General features: G+C 43.1%; 10 protein-coding genes. All 10 read right to left on the reverse strand.

The annotated features are described in order from the left end of the window. Positions 1–214 precede the first annotated feature (214 nt). Positions 215–1,279 (reverse strand): carboxypeptidase-like regulatory domain-containing protein, encoded by a 1,065-nt coding sequence (locus tag EGN73_RS06280; protein ID WP_219287693.1) that lies wholly within the window; start codon positions 1,277–1,279, stop codon positions 215–217. Continuing rightward, positions 1,276–3,747, reverse strand: coding sequence for a TonB-dependent receptor (locus tag EGN73_RS06285; RefSeq protein ID WP_219287694.1), 2,472 nt, complete (start codon positions 3,745–3,747; stop codon positions 1,276–1,278). Before EGN73_RS06285 ends, EGN73_RS06280 begins: the two co-directional genes overlap by 4 nt. Before the next feature lie 279 nt (positions 3,748–4,026). Further along, positions 4,027–6,507, reverse strand: coding sequence for a Plug domain-containing protein (locus tag EGN73_RS06290; protein WP_219287695.1), 2,481 nt, complete (start codon positions 6,505–6,507; stop codon positions 4,027–4,029). A 13-nt stretch (positions 6,508–6,520) separates the two neighbouring features. Then, entirely contained in the window at positions 6,521–7,768 is a 1,248-nt protein-coding gene (locus EGN73_RS06295) for a carboxypeptidase-like regulatory domain-containing protein (RefSeq protein WP_219287696.1), read from the reverse strand. Positions 7,769–7,830: 62 nt separating this feature from the next. Further along, the gene (locus EGN73_RS06300) at positions 7,831–8,085 is read right to left on the reverse strand and encodes a hypothetical protein (protein ID WP_219287697.1); all 255 of its coding nucleotides are present in this window, start codon (positions 8,083–8,085) and stop codon (positions 7,831–7,833) included. Positions 8,086–8,300: 215 nt separating this feature from the next. Continuing rightward, positions 8,301–10,799 carry a Plug domain-containing protein gene (locus EGN73_RS06305; protein WP_219287698.1) on the reverse strand — a complete coding sequence of 833 codons (2,499 nt, stop codon included), beginning with the start codon at positions 10,797–10,799 and terminating at the stop codon, positions 8,301–8,303. A gap of 394 nt (positions 10,800–11,193) precedes the next feature. Then, on the reverse strand, positions 11,194–12,672 hold the full coding sequence (gene guaB / locus EGN73_RS06310; protein WP_219287699.1) for an IMP dehydrogenase: 1,479 nt from the start codon (positions 12,670–12,672) through the stop codon (positions 11,194–11,196). A 140-nt stretch (positions 12,673–12,812) separates the two neighbouring features. Next, positions 12,813–13,553, reverse strand: coding sequence for a hypothetical protein (locus EGN73_RS06315; protein ID WP_219287700.1), 741 nt, complete (start codon positions 13,551–13,553; stop codon positions 12,813–12,815). Between the two features lie 2 nt (positions 13,554–13,555). Next, on the reverse strand, positions 13,556–13,990 hold the full coding sequence (locus EGN73_RS06320; RefSeq protein ID WP_219287701.1) for an ABA4-like family protein: 435 nt from the start codon (positions 13,988–13,990) through the stop codon (positions 13,556–13,558). Positions 13,991–15,088: 1,098 nt separating this feature from the next. Continuing rightward, a complete protein-coding gene (locus EGN73_RS06325; protein ID WP_219287702.1) occupies positions 15,089–16,279 on the reverse strand; it encodes an RsmB/NOP family class I SAM-dependent RNA methyltransferase in 1,191 nt (396 codons plus the stop codon). Positions 16,280–16,309 lie beyond the last annotated feature (30 nt).

Genomic DNA, 16,309 nt, shown 5'->3' on the forward strand with positions numbered 1-16,309 from the left:
CAATTAAACGAAGTAGGACATTTTATCAACCCCTATCTATCTGGAATAGATGGGGGTTTTTTTATTTGATCATTCCGCCCCAAATCATTTCAGGAAATGGGTCGAAAATGTACCTACTTACTATTTTTCCCTCATTTATTTGGTGTGTGGTGCAATTGCGGGTATGCATATATCCTGATTTCCCAAAACTCAAAACCATGGAGAAAAAGCTTTTTCAATAATCAATTGGCATCAGGTCAGCTACTTTTTCCCAAGCCATATATCCTTCGATATAAAGATCTCTTGGATTGTAAAAGCCACCATTGGGATAAAGCATTAGAGAACGACCTTTGAGATGAAGTCTTGAAAACTGATAGTCCCTTGCCCGCCTACCTGATACGGCCTGAAAGCCCGCTTCTTCCCTTTCATTATCATAGAATACAATAACCGGTTTTCGGTAAGTAAAGACTACCTGATTTAATCTTACCAATAGAGAGTCTGCCTCAAACTTTGAGGAGCCCAATTGTTCTTCAAAAGTATTGTCGGGGAGTTGTTTCCAAGCAGCTGGATAGATAACAAAACCACTTTCCTCAAGCTCATTCTGGTAAAGAGTTTTCATCAAATGGTTAATGCTACCATTAAATGCCCTTTCTCTGTTTCTGTTTATCCTTACCATTTGCCGGGCAGGAAGTTCCATTTCTTCAAAATAGGGATAACCAAAGTAGGACAGCGTGTTTTCTTTTTCCTGATACTCAAAATTCACTAAAACGAAGGTCAGGTTATAGCCAAGGTTGGGATTTACGATTTTTAGCGGTTCAATGGCTTTGGCAATCAAAGTACCTGGCTTGCTTATGTCATCCAATATCAGGACTTCAGGATTCAAGATGGAGGCTTTTCTGGCATTAATGCTGCTGCCTAGAAAAAATTTCTCGAAAATTTTGAGGTTTTTGTACCATTGAGGGTCTCTTTGTGCCTCGACCATCCTTTCTTCCAGCTCTAGATCAGAAGAATACAATTCGATGGATAAAAATTGCTCACCCTCCCCGGAATCTATTTTTACGACCTTGGAAGAATATCCCATAAAGCTGACCACCAAGTCAAACTGTCCTGCTGGAATGGACAGCTCAAATTGGCCTTCCATATCCGTTATGGTTCCTATTGAAGTGTTGCTTACAAAAACCGTCGCAAATTCCACAGGCTCATTGCTCGTACCATCAGTGACCTTTCCACGGATGGGAAACTGGGCAAAGACTGACGAACTAATACCCAACAAGACCATTATGATCAATGCTGACCTCATTCCTGACTGCTTACTTTAAAGCTACCGAAGATAGGCTCACCGGTTTTACTCATTCCTTCCACTATTACCAGAAAATCTGAACTGGCATCTGAAAGGGTAAAGTTCAGTTCTCCCCTTCCCTCTTCATCGGTCTCCAAATATGGATTCCAGTATATCGTGGATTTCAGGTTGTTTTTAAACGGATCCTTGACCGGCACTCCTTCCGAGATTTCCCTGAAATTGTTTGCTTGGTGAAAACCTTGGAGTTGAAAGGCCTCTTCCGGTTCAGGTGGGTTAAACCGGGCATATCCCAATTTGGTGATCACGTTGATGACACCGGATGCACCCCTGGCTCCATAGGCATTTGCACTTGCGACATTATTGAGTATATCCAATCTATGGACTTGACCCATCGGAATAGCAGCAATCAATGCCTTGTCTATGACTACCCCGTTCAATAAAAATAAAGCTCCTTGAGCATTTTGTATTCCACCCCCAAAACTGTAATTGTGAACTCCCATTCTAAAAAACACCCTTGGCGGATTTCCAAAATCATTTGGGTCTCCTAACATTATCATTCCAGGAACCCTTCCTCTCATGTACAAGAACACATTCATGTGGTCATATCCACGATCAGGTATCTCCATGGTTATATCTGCATTTACTCCATATAAATTGGCCTTGTCAGGAATATCTATTCTTTGACGATTGTTTTCTATCTCTACAGTGTCCAGCAGAATTTCCTTTGCGTTGGCTTCCACTAGCATTCTGTATCGCATTACATCATTGAGGTAGGGATTTTGGGTTTCTTTGGTGCTTTCAAACTGACTTTGCGCAAAGGTCGGAGGGAGCTGCTCATCCAATACCCTAATGTACCCGGGCTTGACAGGCATTTTTTCTTTTTTACCTTTTTTGTTTTCTATAACCTCCTGAATGACAAGGCTGGCAGTATTTTGAAAGTAGAGACCTTTAAGGGTGAAGATTCCTTTTGCATCAGTGCTCACATCCACTGCTTCGGGAACCCCATTTTGCGGATACACCAAAACTTCCAAGGTTTTGGGCTCAGTTATGGGTTTTCCACCTTCACCTAATATCTGCAATGTCTTTTGGAATCCTGTTGGCAACATCAGCGCTTCATCGGAAGCAGATTGCAATGCTAAAGTGTTGGCCAGAGAGTTTCTGAGGGGAAAAGCCATGAGCAACATGTCCAGTTTCTGGGCCAATTTCTCATCAGATTGGTCTAAAACCGGTAAAAAGGCGGTGGAGCCACCATCTAAATAGCTATGTAGCAAAAAGTGGCTGCTCAGGTTGCTCGAAGGAATAGTGCCGCTTTGCTTGAGGTCAATCACTGAAATAGATAAATCTGCCTCCAGTCCGGCATCAAACTCATCCAAAACTTCCAGGTCAATACTTACTTTTTGACGTGGGCTTGGTTGTAAGGTATTATTTTCAAAGGTCACTTTCGCCAATGCCTGAGGGTGAAGAAAAACATTCCTTTCTCCCAAAACCTGCCCTGACTCGTCTAGAATTGAAATGTTGAATACCCCGGGCAAAAACTTGTCCTTATCCAAAGCCATGGATTGCCGGGCTTCATTCATGTCAAATATCGCTTCATATACCGCTTGCCCTGCTGACATGGCAACCATTTGAAACTTTTGATCACGTATCTCCTCGGATTTGAAGAGAGATATCAGGAGTTTTTCAGGATGGGAACTCCAGTCGGTCTGAATCAGTACTCCTTTTTGAAAAAAGTCAGGAAGCTCGTGTTTTTTCCAATTGCCATCAGGTCCGCTGCCCAGAATAAAGAAAGTTTCCCCCGCAGTGGGCTCAAATTCCACCATGCACATACCTTTTTGGTCCATTTGCAGTGGGCAAATTGTATCTGACTTGTTGTTCATCAAATAACCCTTAAATGTATCCAATGGACTTCCGTTTTCATCTTTGACCAATGCCACGGCTTTATTTTTAATACCGGGAATCAGCAATCCGGATTCCGGATGGAGAGATACCAAAATCTGTTCAGGATTTTTTTGCTTCATGGCCAGGTTTCCAGGATCTTGGACCACCAGTGGCTTGGTGAAAATGTAATCCTCAGACCAAATTCGCATTAAGTCTGTATAGGCACTTAGGATATAATCCCCAGATTCCAGATCTGAAATCAGAAGGTTGGCCGTACCACTGCCATTCTCCATTCTTACAAGTGCCTTTTTCAGAATTTTATCCTCTCCGCTTTTTCTCAAAGAAACATAAAGCGCGTCGGAATGGAAGTTAGGAGCATCAAAATCAGAAGGAACTGTCCTCGCGTAACCCTTTAGCCAAATTGTGTCGTTGGGAAAATAATGGGATTTGTCTGTATGAAGATATACTTTTTCAAAAGGTATATTGATCTCTGCCTCTTCAATTTCTACCTCTATGTCCTTTTCAGGTATTTGCGCTAGCACAGATGAAGTCAAAAAATAGAGAAGGAGATATTGAATTACGGCTTTCATGGGCATTTCATTTATTTCAATATAAGAAAAACTACACTAATTCTGAAAATTGGACTCTTTCATACAGTTTATATCACGGAGTGAAGAAGATTTAGTTGGCCTAATCGCCTGATTTTTTGTGGGGTTTTTATAAAAAGGTTCGGAAGCTTCTTTCAGCGCTTGATTGTCAATAAGCAGAAACCCTATTAAGAGAAGTATTCAAGTATATTTACCCTATAGCTTTTCCGCTTAAGTGCAAAAAGAGAAGAACCTTTGAAACCGAGTTTGGATTGTGCTATATCACCTTTTGATAGAGAAAGTCCCATAGATAGGCTCCATTTCACTGGATAAGCCTTCCAAAATGACCTCAAAGGAATCACTTCCCTCGTTTAGCGGAAATGAAATATTAATTTTGCCATCTTCCTGCGTACTGAGGTTAGGGTTCCAGTACAAAGTAGACCTGAAGTCTTGGGCAAATGGAGTTCCTTCTTCAAACTTTCCTGAAGGAACATAAAACTCCCTCTTTGTTACATATCCTTTGGTAAATAGCAGATCATTTCCCTGTCCCAGCCTCGGGTCTTCCTGTAGTTCAGCTCCTGGATTGCCCGTTTTAGTAAGGATATTGATATATGCACTGCCGCTCATCATAGCCCTATTTCCTAAGTTTGTGATTACATCTATCCTTTCCACATCTATCATATTTAGACTCATAGCCATCAAAACATCGGTTGGTTGGCCATCTATCAAAATTGGATGACTTTGATTTTGAGGCCTTCCGCTGGCATTTCCTGTAATTATTCCCCCTCTTATAAGTACTCTAGGCGGATCTTGAAAACTAAACACATCTCCTACAACCTGTACTGAAGGTACCCTATTTCTAAGGAAATGAATGGCATTGGCATATACAAAATCTTCTCTGGTTACAGGGAGGCTAAAGTCTGGCTTGCCTTTGTATAGAATTGTGCGGGCATCATTTGGTTTTGTCAGGTTACTGGCTTCCACAGTAATTTCCTGTAGCAAAACCTCCTGTCCCAGAACAAACTGTTCCATCATATTTCTGGCTTCGCCGACCTTGACCACATATTCAAAGTCCAGATCTTCCAAATGCCCCACAGGAATCCCGGAAATCACTTTCTCCGGCCTTCCTTTCAAAACCTTATCATCCAATTTTATCAGGTTATTTTTCTTGGGGGATTTGTTGATGCCATCAGCTTGCAAATAGGCCTGTACAAACACGGATACTGAATCATAAAAATCTAACTCCGAAAATAAAAACCGGCCTTCCTTATCTGTTTCCCCCTCGATTACTTGAGGAAAATCATAAGAACTATTTACCATCATGGTTATCTGATGCGGCTCTTCAATCGGATTGCCTCCAAGTTGCTCGACCTGACCGCTGAGTTTAAGCCCTTTTTCAAACTCAAAGGGTTTTGCACTTTCATCTGCCAGCCTTTCCCAGCTGAATTTTCTCCAGCCTTGCGTCAGCAGCAGGTCGTCTAGGTGCGTTTCAGCCGCTTCATTTTCCACATCAAAATAATAGTATGGGTTTTCAACCAACCCTTTCAATTCGGCACCCAGTCTGAAGTGTGAAAAAATATTTGTGGCATGTGGATCTGAAGCAACCTGCTTGGCATCTGTAATGGAAACCGAGAAATCTCCGGCTATTGGTGCCCCAAATTCATCCATCACAGTTATGTCCATGTTCACCATGTCTTTTGGGCTATAGGAGACCTTATCGGTAGCGAATTCCAACAGTGCCTGTGCGTAAGGATGAAGGTAAACCAAGCGTTCTGCTACAGGAAGGCCAGTTTCTTCCATCAGGGTAATCTGTGTAATTCCTGGGGGGAAATCGTCTTTTTCGAAGCGGACTGTTGCCGATCCATCCTCAAGTTTGAAGCTTTCACTCCAGAAAAACTCCCCTCCGGAAATTCCCACCAGCAACATATTTTTGTCCGTTGATGAGTTACTTTTTACTTCAATAATGCCCTTCCCCTCATCTGAAAGTATATCCAGATGCAAAACCTCGCCTTTAGCCTTTGCCCTAGGTAGCAGCACAGGTTTCCATTTGCTTTGAAGCGATTTGACATAAGCGCTGTATTGAGCTTCCTTTTCAGGGATAAACTCGAACGAACCCATTCCCAGAGGGTTGGATGCAAACCTCAATAGCGTGTCTTTTTCATTTTGGAGCAGATAACCATAAAACTCTTCTCCGAGTCCTTTGTCCCCTGTTGCCTTGAACCCAACTTTACTTTTTATTCCTTCCACTAATTCGCCTCCTTCAGGGAAGAAACTTACATTCAGGGTTCCGTCCAACTCTGTCCTTGGAATAAAGGCATCTTTTAAGTCTCCTATCCAAATGTCTTTGGCAAAGAGATACTGTTCCCCTGCTGACTCACTTCTCGATGAAAATGCGATCAGGCTGTAATTTCCAGGGTTGAGTTCTCTTGGCAGGACAAGGTCTCCCCAACCCATTCCTTCCTCCAACTTGATCGTCTCTTGGACCACAGGCTCTTTATTCAAGTTGCTGTAAAGGTTTATGTACAAAGGAACAGTGGGGGTAGCTTGAGGAATTTCCATTCCCATTTCCACAGTCCCATAAGCCTTGATCCAGATGGTATCGTTGAGAAGGTAATGGGATTTATCCGTATGCAGGTAGACTTTCTCAAATGGATTGGACTGTATATGTTGGGTTAATTTTTCCTGTAGTCTTTCAGGAAAATCCTGTGACTTCAATGTGATTGACACTAGCAGAAAAGTGAATGAAAGCAGATAACGCAGCATATCAATTTATTTTTTACGGTTTCAAAGAATAATTAAAAGGCATCAGATCGCCTACCTTTTCCCAAGCCATGTACCCTTCGATCATAAGGTCATAGGGATGGAAGTAGCTTCCGTTCTCGAATAGCTGAACAGCATTTCCCAACATCCTGATGGAGGATCTTTGGGCGCTGGTGGATACATCGGTTTCCACTGCCACCCCACTGGTAAACATTTGAGCATCTTTGTCTATTGAGCTTTTTATGAAGGCCACTTCTTCCACCTCCTCTTTGTAAATCAAGTAAAAAGGCTTGTCATAAGTAAGAAATGTCAGGCCGTTCCTGGAAACTTCTACCAGATCCTTCCCATACAGCCTCGTTTCTGTGACCTGCTCGATTTCCCGGGTCAGATCTTTTCTGCGGATAATATTTTTCAGACTGTCCCTGACCAAAGGATTGGGGCTTTTTCTAAGTTCCTGCTGAGCCATGTCGGCCATTTCCTCACTTGTCAGCTCCGGATTTGGAATGCGCTCAATGGCATAAAGTTCATAACCTTCTTCTTCCACTTTTCCCAAGTATAATGACCTGATAAAATGGGCAATGCTACCGTTGAATGCCCTTTCCCGGTTTTTTTGTAAACTTCTCTGTCTCCTGCGGGGCACATCCTCTTCAATAAAATATGGGTATCCGGCAAACCGTGCTATTCCACTTTCCAAATCCAGCTCAAAGCCTTCGAGAACATATTGAATGGTATAGCCTAGGTTTGGATTTTCAATAAGTACCGTTTCCCGGGCCCTTGCCTTAAGCTTGCCTTTTTCTGATTCCGCATCCAAGACCAAAACCTCCGGATTGAGGATTTTACATCGCTCAGCATTGATACTCTGTCCCAGGAAATGCACTTTGAATACATCCAGATTTCTGTACCAGGTACGGTCTCTTTTGATGCTGACTTCAGTCTCTTCCAGATCAATGGGTTCGGGCAATATCCTGAACTCGTAGCTTTGCATGAGGTTTTGGGTACTGAAATCATACTTGAATGTCTGATAGCCCATAAAGCTAATTACCAGTTCATGATTTCCGGGGGGAATATTGATTGAAAAATGCCCCTCGCTGTCCGATACATCTCCAAATGTGGAGTTGTTGATAAAAACTGTTGCAAACTCCACAGGCTCCAAAGTTTCGGCATCAAGCACTTTTCCCTGAATCACATATTGAGAAAAGACCTTTGTAGGAGGCAATAAAAACACGAGCAGTAAAAAAAAATATATGGGTTTGAATTTTTGCATGAATTAAGGTTGAGAATTATTTTATTTTTAGTTATTTATTCCGAGTATTTACAATTTGGTATTTACAGAAAGGAAATGACAGTCGGGCCTCCGTCATTCTGACGAAGGAAGAATCTCCTACCTTTTTTATCAAGAGACTCCCCGCAATACTGCGGGACAGGCTTTCGCTTCACTACCATTGACATCGATCGGGGCGACACGTCACTCTGACGAAGGAAGAGTCTCCCAAAATAGAGGAGATCTCCCGCAATGCTGCGGGACAGGCTTTCATCTCCGCAAGCTCCGATTACCAATGACAGATATGGAGGGATCGTCATTCTGAACGCAGTGAAGAATCTCCTACCATGTGGGAGATGCTTCGACTCCGCAAGCTCCGCTCAGCATGACGCGTAATTTTGTCATTACCCTTTCTGAACATTCCCTAAATGTTAAAATCTCAGGATGACGTACACTAACTGTCATTTCCTTACCGTAAATGTCAATTTTAAAATCTCAGAGTGACGTGCCGCCCCGATTTATGTCAATGGTACTCTCAATCAACCTGAATGGTATACCTACCAAATACAGGCTCTTTATTTTCACTTAAACCTTCCAAAATGACCTCAAAGTTTTTGTTGCCCTCGGAAAGGGGGAAGCTGACCTTGATTTTTCCATCCAAACCGCTTTCCAGTAAAGGGTTCCAATAGACCGTCGGCCGGTAATCGGTGTAATAGGGCTCACCTTCTATATTTTCATCAGGGACATAGAAATCCCGGTGTAACATATAGCCCTTGGTAAATAAAAGCTCATTTCCCATACCTAGCCTGGGATCTTCATCCAATCTGGGGTTGGGATTTCCGGTTCTTGTCAGAATGTTCACTGTAGGTCCTCCCAATATAGTCGATCTTGCCAAAGACTTGATTATATCTACTCTTTCAATATCCACCATGTTCAGCAACATGGCTGTAACTCTATCAACAGGATGTCCATCTATCCAGATTTGGGCACCGCCCATCTGTTCTCTTCCACTGGCATTTCCGGTAACTGTACCCCCTCTTATTTGTACAGAAGGCGGTCTCGAGTAATCATTTACATCCCCAACCACATTCACCCCTGAAAAGCGCCCCCGAATCAACTGATAGACATTTTGGAACATATAGTGTTCTGGCGTGACCGTAACACTTTGTTCGGCAACATTGCCGTAGAGAATAGCTCTTTGATCCGGCTTTTCCATGAGCCTTCTTGTCTGGATTACCACTTCCGCTAACTCGACTTCCCGTCCCAAAACAAACTGCTCCATCATTTTTTGCGCTTCACCGACCCTGACCAGATAGGTATCATCAAGCTCCCCATTTCTAAGCCCATCAATACCTGTAATCAGTTTTTCAGGCCTGGGCATTTGAACTTTGTTTTCCAGACTGATTTCATTGGCTTTGTTTATTTTTGATTCAGCGGCCTTCCGTGTTTTTTCAGTATAGGCTTGCATAAAAACCGCTACAGAATCAAAATAATCAAGATTTTCAAATTTGAAATAGCCTTCATCATCCGTGGTTCCCTGCAATACCTCCGGCATAAAGTAAAGTGAGTTAATCATCATGGTGATTTCCCTTGGTTCTTTTACTTCCTTTCCCCCTATTATCTTGACATTTCCGGAAATGCTCAGTCCAGACTCAAACCTGGCTTCCGGCCTTGCCCCGTTTTCCAAAACTTCTTTCCAGGAAAACCTCCTCCAGCCCTGGGTAAGCATCAGGTTGTCCAAGGAACTGAAAGCATCTTCATTTTCGGGATCAAAGTAGTAGTACGGGTTTTCTATGGCTCCCTTGATTTCGGAACTCAATTTGTAATGTGAAAAAATATTTTCGGCATGTTTCGGGTGAATCACCTGTCCTGCATCGCTTACTGAAATGGAAAAGTCACCTTTGATGGGCACTCCAAACTCATCCTGAATCAGTAGGTCAAGTTCTACGATTTCCTTTGGCCTGAAGGATTCTTTTTGGGTGTTGAAGGCAACGGTCGACTGTGCAAAAGGATGCAAAAAAACGAGCCTTTCGGCAAGAGGAAGAAGTTGATTGTCAAAAAGTGAAAATTGTATGATTCCGGTAGGGAACTCATCTTTTTCCAGCACAAGGCGTGCTTTACCTTGTTCTACGCGGAGCTCAGTTTCATAGATGAGTTTCCCTTCAGACACTCCAAAAAGCCAAAACTGCTCCGCATCAATGCCTTGTTTTTCAATATTGATTTCAAATTCTTCTTTATCCTCCTCCAACAGTACAGAGAGTACGGCTCCGCTTTCCTTTGCAGGGGGAATGGGAAATGCTTTCCACTCCGTATCGGCAGTTTTGACAAAGGCCTGGTATTTCCGGTCTTTCTCTGGCAAGAACTTCAGTCTGCCCATGCCCATCATATCTGATTCAAACCTGTCTACAGTATCCCTGGCATCATTGACCAGAAACCCGTGAAAGGGAATTCCCAGGCCTTTATCTCCCAGGGCTTTTATACCCACTGTGGACAATAATCCTTCTACCAGGTCACCGCCTTCAGGAAAGAATTTCACCTCCAGGTTTCCTTCCAGGGCAACTCTTGGGACAAATGCATCACGGACATCTCCTATCCAAATATCCTTGGCAAACAAGTACTCCAGCCCTTTTTCAACACTGTAGGCTGTATGCGCGGTAAGTAGGTAATTACCGGGACTCAACTCTCTTGGAAGCACAATGTCACCTACTCCCTGGCCATTTTCCAGCCGTAAGACTTCTTCTACAATAGGTGCTGTTCGGGTATTTTGATAAAGGTTGATATAAAGGGGTACAGAAGCTGTTGGTTCCGGAGTTGCCCCACCCTTTTCCATTGTCCCATAAGCCTTGATCCAGATGGTGTCGTTAAGAAGGTAATGGGATTTATCCGTATGCAGGTAGACCTTTTCATAAGGCAATTGCTTTTGGAATTCCTGAAGCGAGGATTGAAGTTCTGATGGTGGGCTTTGCGCAAAGGAAGCTGGCAGAGACAAAAAAACCGATACAAGTGAAAATAGGGAAAGAAGGGTTTTCTTCATGTTTTACTTGGGTATATGAACAGATACGGAGTAAAATTTTTATAGTTGAACAAAATATAGAATAAAATTTTATTCAAAAAAAATCAGACTTTGCGCTGATAAAAAATATACCTGTATTTACAGAAGCAAACAGCATAAAAAAAAGAGTGCCTTTCGACACCCTTTTAATCCACTATTATTGATTCTTGACACTGACAAAGAGATTTACGAAGTACGAGGCCTTTTCCATACTCCAATCCATCTTGGTTCTTCGTATTTGGTACCTTTTTCATATCTCGTATCTCACGTCTCGTATCTTTTATTTACGAAGTACGATTTACGAATTACGAGGCCCATTACTCACTTCAACCCTTCTTTTGTCTAGCGTCTTTAGTCTCGTATCTCAAACCTCAAATCACATTTTTGCCGAATAATTAGGCGCTTCCCTTGTGATGCTGACATCGTGAGGATGTGATTCTTTGACACCTGCTGCGGTTATTTTTACAAATTTTCCGTCTTTTTGAAGATCTTCCACAGTTTTGGTGCCACAGTAACCCATACCTGCCTGAAGACCGCCGACCAATTGGTATAGTACTTCTGATACCAGACCCTTATAAGCTACACGTCCCACAATTCCTTCCGGTACCAATTTTTTGATGTTGTCTTCGGCATCTTGGAAATAGCGGTCTTTGGATCCTGATTCCATGGCTTCCAATGAGCCCATACCTCTATAGGTCTTGAATTTCCTTCCTTCGTAGATGATCATTTCGCCTGGTGCTTCTTCGGTACCGGCCAAAAGTGATCCGATCATGATCGAACTTCCCCCTGCTGCAATGGCTTTTACCAAATCGCCTGAATACCGGATGCCTCCATCTGCTATCACAGGCACATTTCTACCTTTGAGTGCATGGGCACATTCATATACCGCAGACAGCTGAGGTACCCCTACCCCTGCTATAACCCTTGTAGTACAGATTGATCCTGGACCTACACCTACTTTGACTGCATCCGCCCCTGCATCTGCCAAGGCCAAAGCTGCTTCAGGGGTAGCTATGTTGCCTACTATCACGTCAAGATCAGGAAAAGCTTCTTTGATTTTTTTACAGGCATCTATAACTCCTTTGGAGTGTCCATGCGCCGTATCAATGGATATCACATCTACTCCGGCATTTTTGAGCGCTTCAACCCGCTCTACAAGATCCGCCGTAACACCTACAGCTGCCCCTACCCTCAGTCTTCCATATTCGTCTTTACATGCATTTGGCTTATCCCTTCTCTTAAGGATATCCTTGTAAGTGATCAGACCTGTCAATTTATTGTCTTCGTCTACTATAGGAAGCTTTTCGATTTTATATTCCTGCAAAACTTCTTCGGCCTGCTCCAAGGTAATCCCCGCTTTGGCGGTGATCAAGTTGTCCTTGGTCATGATTTCTTTTATGTCCCTGTTAAGATCTTTTACAAATCTTAGGTCTCTATTGGTGATAATACCTTTAAGGGTCCTGTCCTCATCTACCACAGGTATACCACCGATATGGTATTCGCTCATGATTTTTTCGGCATCCTTTACTTTTGCATCTATATGCAAAGTGATGGGATCAAGGATCATCCCTGATTGGGAACGCTTTACTTTGCGGACTTGCGCAGCCTGCTTTTCTACAGGCATGTTTTTGTGGATAAAACCTAAGCCTCCCTCCAATGCCATAGCAATGGCGAGTTCTGCTTCTGTCACAGTATCCATAGCTGCCGAAACGAGCGGGATATTCAGGCGGATGTTTTTGGTAAGTTGGGAAGAAGTGTCGGTGTCGCGCGGAAGGACTTCTGAGTATCCTGGGACAAGAAGCACGTCATCATAAGTGAGCGCTTCAAAAAGAAATTTATCTGAGTTTCTGTTCATGGCAAATATTGGTTTGGTAACCCTATTTGCCCGTCAAAGATACTACTAAAATCGTATGCCAATCAACATGGATAAAAAATTATTTTAAGTTTTTGCCAAAAACCTGCTGAAAATTAGAATTTTATTCGGCTGAGAAGTAGCTATAGGTAGGCAAACCAATATGCCCCTACCGAAAACATAAAATAGACCATGGCAAATATCCAGACCAAAAGTTTTTTTTGTGGAGCAAAGTACCATGCAAAAAGCGGAATCAGCTGTAAAGCATGCAATCCAAGAAAATGGGCGATCCTCAGGTCGCCGTACTTTTTGGCCCAATTGAGAAAGAAGATTCCCTCCTGACCATCCGGAGCTCCTACCGTGTGGCTCATTTGGGCCACCATCACGAAGCCCTGAAAGCTGGCAATTACAAAAATCAACATGCCGAGTTGTATGCCCAACTTATATCCTTCTGTCAGTGTATTCACTTTTCTGAAAAGAAGGAATGCCCAAAAAACCATTAACGTATTGATGACTATTGCAGCCCCCATTGTATTGAACAGGGTAATGTTCAACGCGGAAGTAATATTGAAGTGGGAGGTTTCTCCTCTGAGAGATTGACCCGCAATGATGAGTATTTCAAGGGACATTGCCACCACAATTACCCATGAGATGGTTTTTACTTTTCTAAGCTGCGGCATATAGCCAGTAAACCAAGCCATAGTCCAAGAAAATATCCCTATTGATATGGCAAATTTCATTGGCTTGATCCAGAGGTTGATACCCAAAAGCTCCCGGCTATCTACCAGGGAAAAGAGCAGAAAAAGAAGCAAAAGAGCGAAGTTTACGAGCCCAAACCAAGCTAATAATCTGTTGCGCCGGAAAATCTTGTGTAATGCCGTCATGGCTAGATTGAAGTCTGTATGACCGTTTGGGTTTTGATTCCTCTGATGATAAAATAAGTCAGCAGACCTACAGGGCCAAGCATAAATGTCAAAAGCAAACAGGGAAGTAACATCCACCTATTTAGGTCTGTTTTCCAAGCATCCCGTGCAATCCACATCCCTACAAACAGGTCAAATGCCAAATAATGTATCCATCCTGCCAACAAGGCTTCATCGGACCCAAATAGAGACCTGACTTCTGCCAAACTTCCAAAGCCACCCTCCTCAGCACCGCTAATGCCTTGTATTATAAAATAAAGATAGGTAAGGGCAAGGATGACAAGTACACCTGAAAAAAGGAGGGTGTATACCCATTTTCCTGAATAAAAAATAAAGAGCAATATCCATGAAATCAAGGCCAAGCTGCTGACTATGCTAAAGACAGTTTCCAATTCCATAAGCTTCAGGTTGAGTTTATGAAATTTACTGAATTTATTTGAATAATAGAGAAAGTAATGATGCCACAGATGTTCTTTTCATGCAAAGAGGATAGGGGGAGTGGTACACAGACCACTGTCTCAACTGTACCGAGGCCTGTCTCAAATCTCACATCTCATATCTTTTATTTACGAAGTACGATTTACGATTGACGAGGCCTTTTCCATACTCCAACCTTATTTCTGGCGCCTTTGCGTCTTGGCGTGAACCCGTTTTTAATAGCCACGAAGGAACTAAGACACCAAGATGACTTATCCTTGTCATTTTGAGCGAAGTGAAAAATCTATGTTTGCCTATCATGAACAGACCCCTCCTTCGTCGGGGTGACAAGGTGAAGCCTTTTACATACTCCAACCCATCTTATGTCTTTTGTCTAGCGTCTTAAGTCTTAAAATGATTTACGAAGTACGATTTACGATTTACGAGGCCTAATTCATACTCCAGCCTTATTTCTAGCGCCTCTGCGCCTTGGCGTGAACCCATTATTAATAGCCATGAAGGAACTAAGACACCAAGATGACTTATCCTTGTCATTTTGAACGAAGTGAAAAATCTATGTTTTATTCTGATAGACAGACCCCTCCTTCGTAGCATTGACATAAATTTAGGGATCGTCACTCTGACGAAGGAAGAGTCTCCCAAAATAGGGGAGATCTCCTGCAATGCTGCGGGACAGGCTTTCATCTCCGCAAACTCCGGTTACCAATGACAGATATGGGGAGATCGTCATTCTGAACGCAGTGAAGAATCTCCTACCATGAGGGAGATGCTTCGACTCCGCAAGCTCCGCTACCATTGACAGAAACGTACGTCACTCTGACGAAGGAAGAGTCTCCCAAAAATATTGGAGATCCTTCATCTCCGCAAGCTCCGATTCAGGATGACGTACACCAACTGTCATTCCATTTCTGTAAATGCCAATTTTAAAATCTCGGGGTGACAAGGTGAAGCCTTTTACATACTCCAACCCTTCTTGGTACTTGGTACCTTTCTCAAATCTTATATCTTTTGTCCAGCATCTTTGCTTGAACCTTACCCCAGCCAAACACCTTTTATCCTTAGCCCTTTCTTTTGAGCTTGGCAATGTAAAACCCGTCAAACCCACTTTCTTGGGCCAACACTTTGTGATCTTCCATCAATTCAAAATCCTGACCTTTTTCCGAAGCAAGAAATCGCTCCACCTGATGCTGATTTTCTGTAGGCAGTATGCTACAGGTAGCGTAGACCAAAATTCCTCCGGGCTTTACCATATAACAATAATCCTGTATGATTTCCTGTTGCAAGACCTGTACTTTGGCGATGGTTTCCGGGCTAAGTTTCCATTTGGTGTCAGGGTTTCTTTTAAGTACCCCCAACCCTGAACAAGGCACGTCTAAGAGCACCCTGTCTGCAGAATCCTTAAGTCTCTTTATGGTCTTGTTCCCCTCGATCAAGCGGGTTTCGATGATACTCACCCCATTTCTCCTTGCCCGAAGTTTAGTATTGGTAAGTTTCCAGTCTTCCACATCCATTGACAGGATGCGCCCTTTGTTTTCCATAAGGGCTGCTAGATGAAGGGATTTTCCTCCAGCACCTGCGCAGGCATCTATCACCCGCATGCCCGGCTCCACGTCCAAGGAAGCTGCGACAAGTTGGGATGAAGCATCCTGAATCTCATACATTCCTTCCTTGAAGGCAGGATTTTTAAAAATATTTTGCCTTTTAGCCAGTACCAAGGCGTCTTTGTAGCCCTTTGGAGCATAGGTTTCTACACCATCCTCAGCCAGCCTGTTCATCAATTGCTCTCTGGTAGTTTTCAAAGTATTGACCCTCAATACTACCTGGGCCTGTTGGTTGAGGGTATCTATTTCCTGATCCCAGCTTTCCCCTAAAAGTTCTTCCCCCATTTGGTCCAGCCAATCGGGGATGGACTGCAACACAGCCCTTTGGGATATGCGGCTCATTTTGGCTTTTACCTCATCAGGTTTAAGGCTCTTGAATTCCCTCCAGTCAGGCAATTTGTGGCCCTGGAGTATCCAATACGTGCCAAATTTATGGTAAAGGTCTTTGCTGGGGCTCACCGCCTCTATCAGTCTCCACCACCTTACCATTTCATACACGGACTCAGCGACAAAACCCCTATCCCTTGCTCCCCATTTGGGATTGGACCTTAGGGTTTTTTCTATCACCTTATCGGCGTATTTGTTGTTGTTGAATATTTCATCTATGGCCGACACGACCCCTCTTACTGTATTTGGAAAAAGCTTCATGGCACAAAGATAGGGAATACTTTGGGCAAC

The organism is Arthrospiribacter ruber, from assembly GCF_019343195.1.
Classification (GTDB): Bacteria; Bacteroidota; Bacteroidia; order Cytophagales; family Cyclobacteriaceae; genus Arthrospiribacter; species Arthrospiribacter ruber.

Coding starts and splice junctions, on each gene's coding strand:
- EGN73_RS06280 (WP_219287693.1), bottom strand. CDS start 1,279: ATGAGGTCAGCATTGATCATAATGGTCTTGTTGGGTATTAGTTCGTCA.
- EGN73_RS06285 (WP_219287694.1), bottom strand. CDS start 3,747: ATGAAAGCCGTAATTCAATATCTCCTTCTCTATTTTTTGACTTCATCT.
- EGN73_RS06290 (WP_219287695.1), bottom strand. CDS start 6,507: ATGCTGCGTTATCTGCTTTCATTCACTTTTCTGCTAGTGTCAATCACA.
- EGN73_RS06295 (WP_219287696.1), bottom strand. CDS start 7,768: ATGCAAAAATTCAAACCCATATATTTTTTTTTACTGCTCGTGTTTTTA.
- EGN73_RS06300 (WP_219287697.1), bottom strand. CDS start 8,085: ATGACGATCCCTCCATATCTGTCATTGGTAATCGGAGCTTGCGGAGAT.
- EGN73_RS06305 (WP_219287698.1), bottom strand. CDS start 10,799: ATGAAGAAAACCCTTCTTTCCCTATTTTCACTTGTATCGGTTTTTTTG.
- guaB (WP_219287699.1), bottom strand. CDS start 12,672: ATGAACAGAAACTCAGATAAATTTCTTTTTGAAGCGCTCACTTATGAT.
- EGN73_RS06315 (WP_219287700.1), bottom strand. CDS start 13,553: ATGACGGCATTACACAAGATTTTCCGGCGCAACAGATTATTAGCTTGG.
- EGN73_RS06320 (WP_219287701.1), bottom strand. CDS start 13,990: ATGGAATTGGAAACTGTCTTTAGCATAGTCAGCAGCTTGGCCTTGATT.
- EGN73_RS06325 (WP_219287702.1), bottom strand. CDS start 16,279: ATGAAGCTTTTTCCAAATACAGTAAGAGGGGTCGTGTCGGCCATAGAT.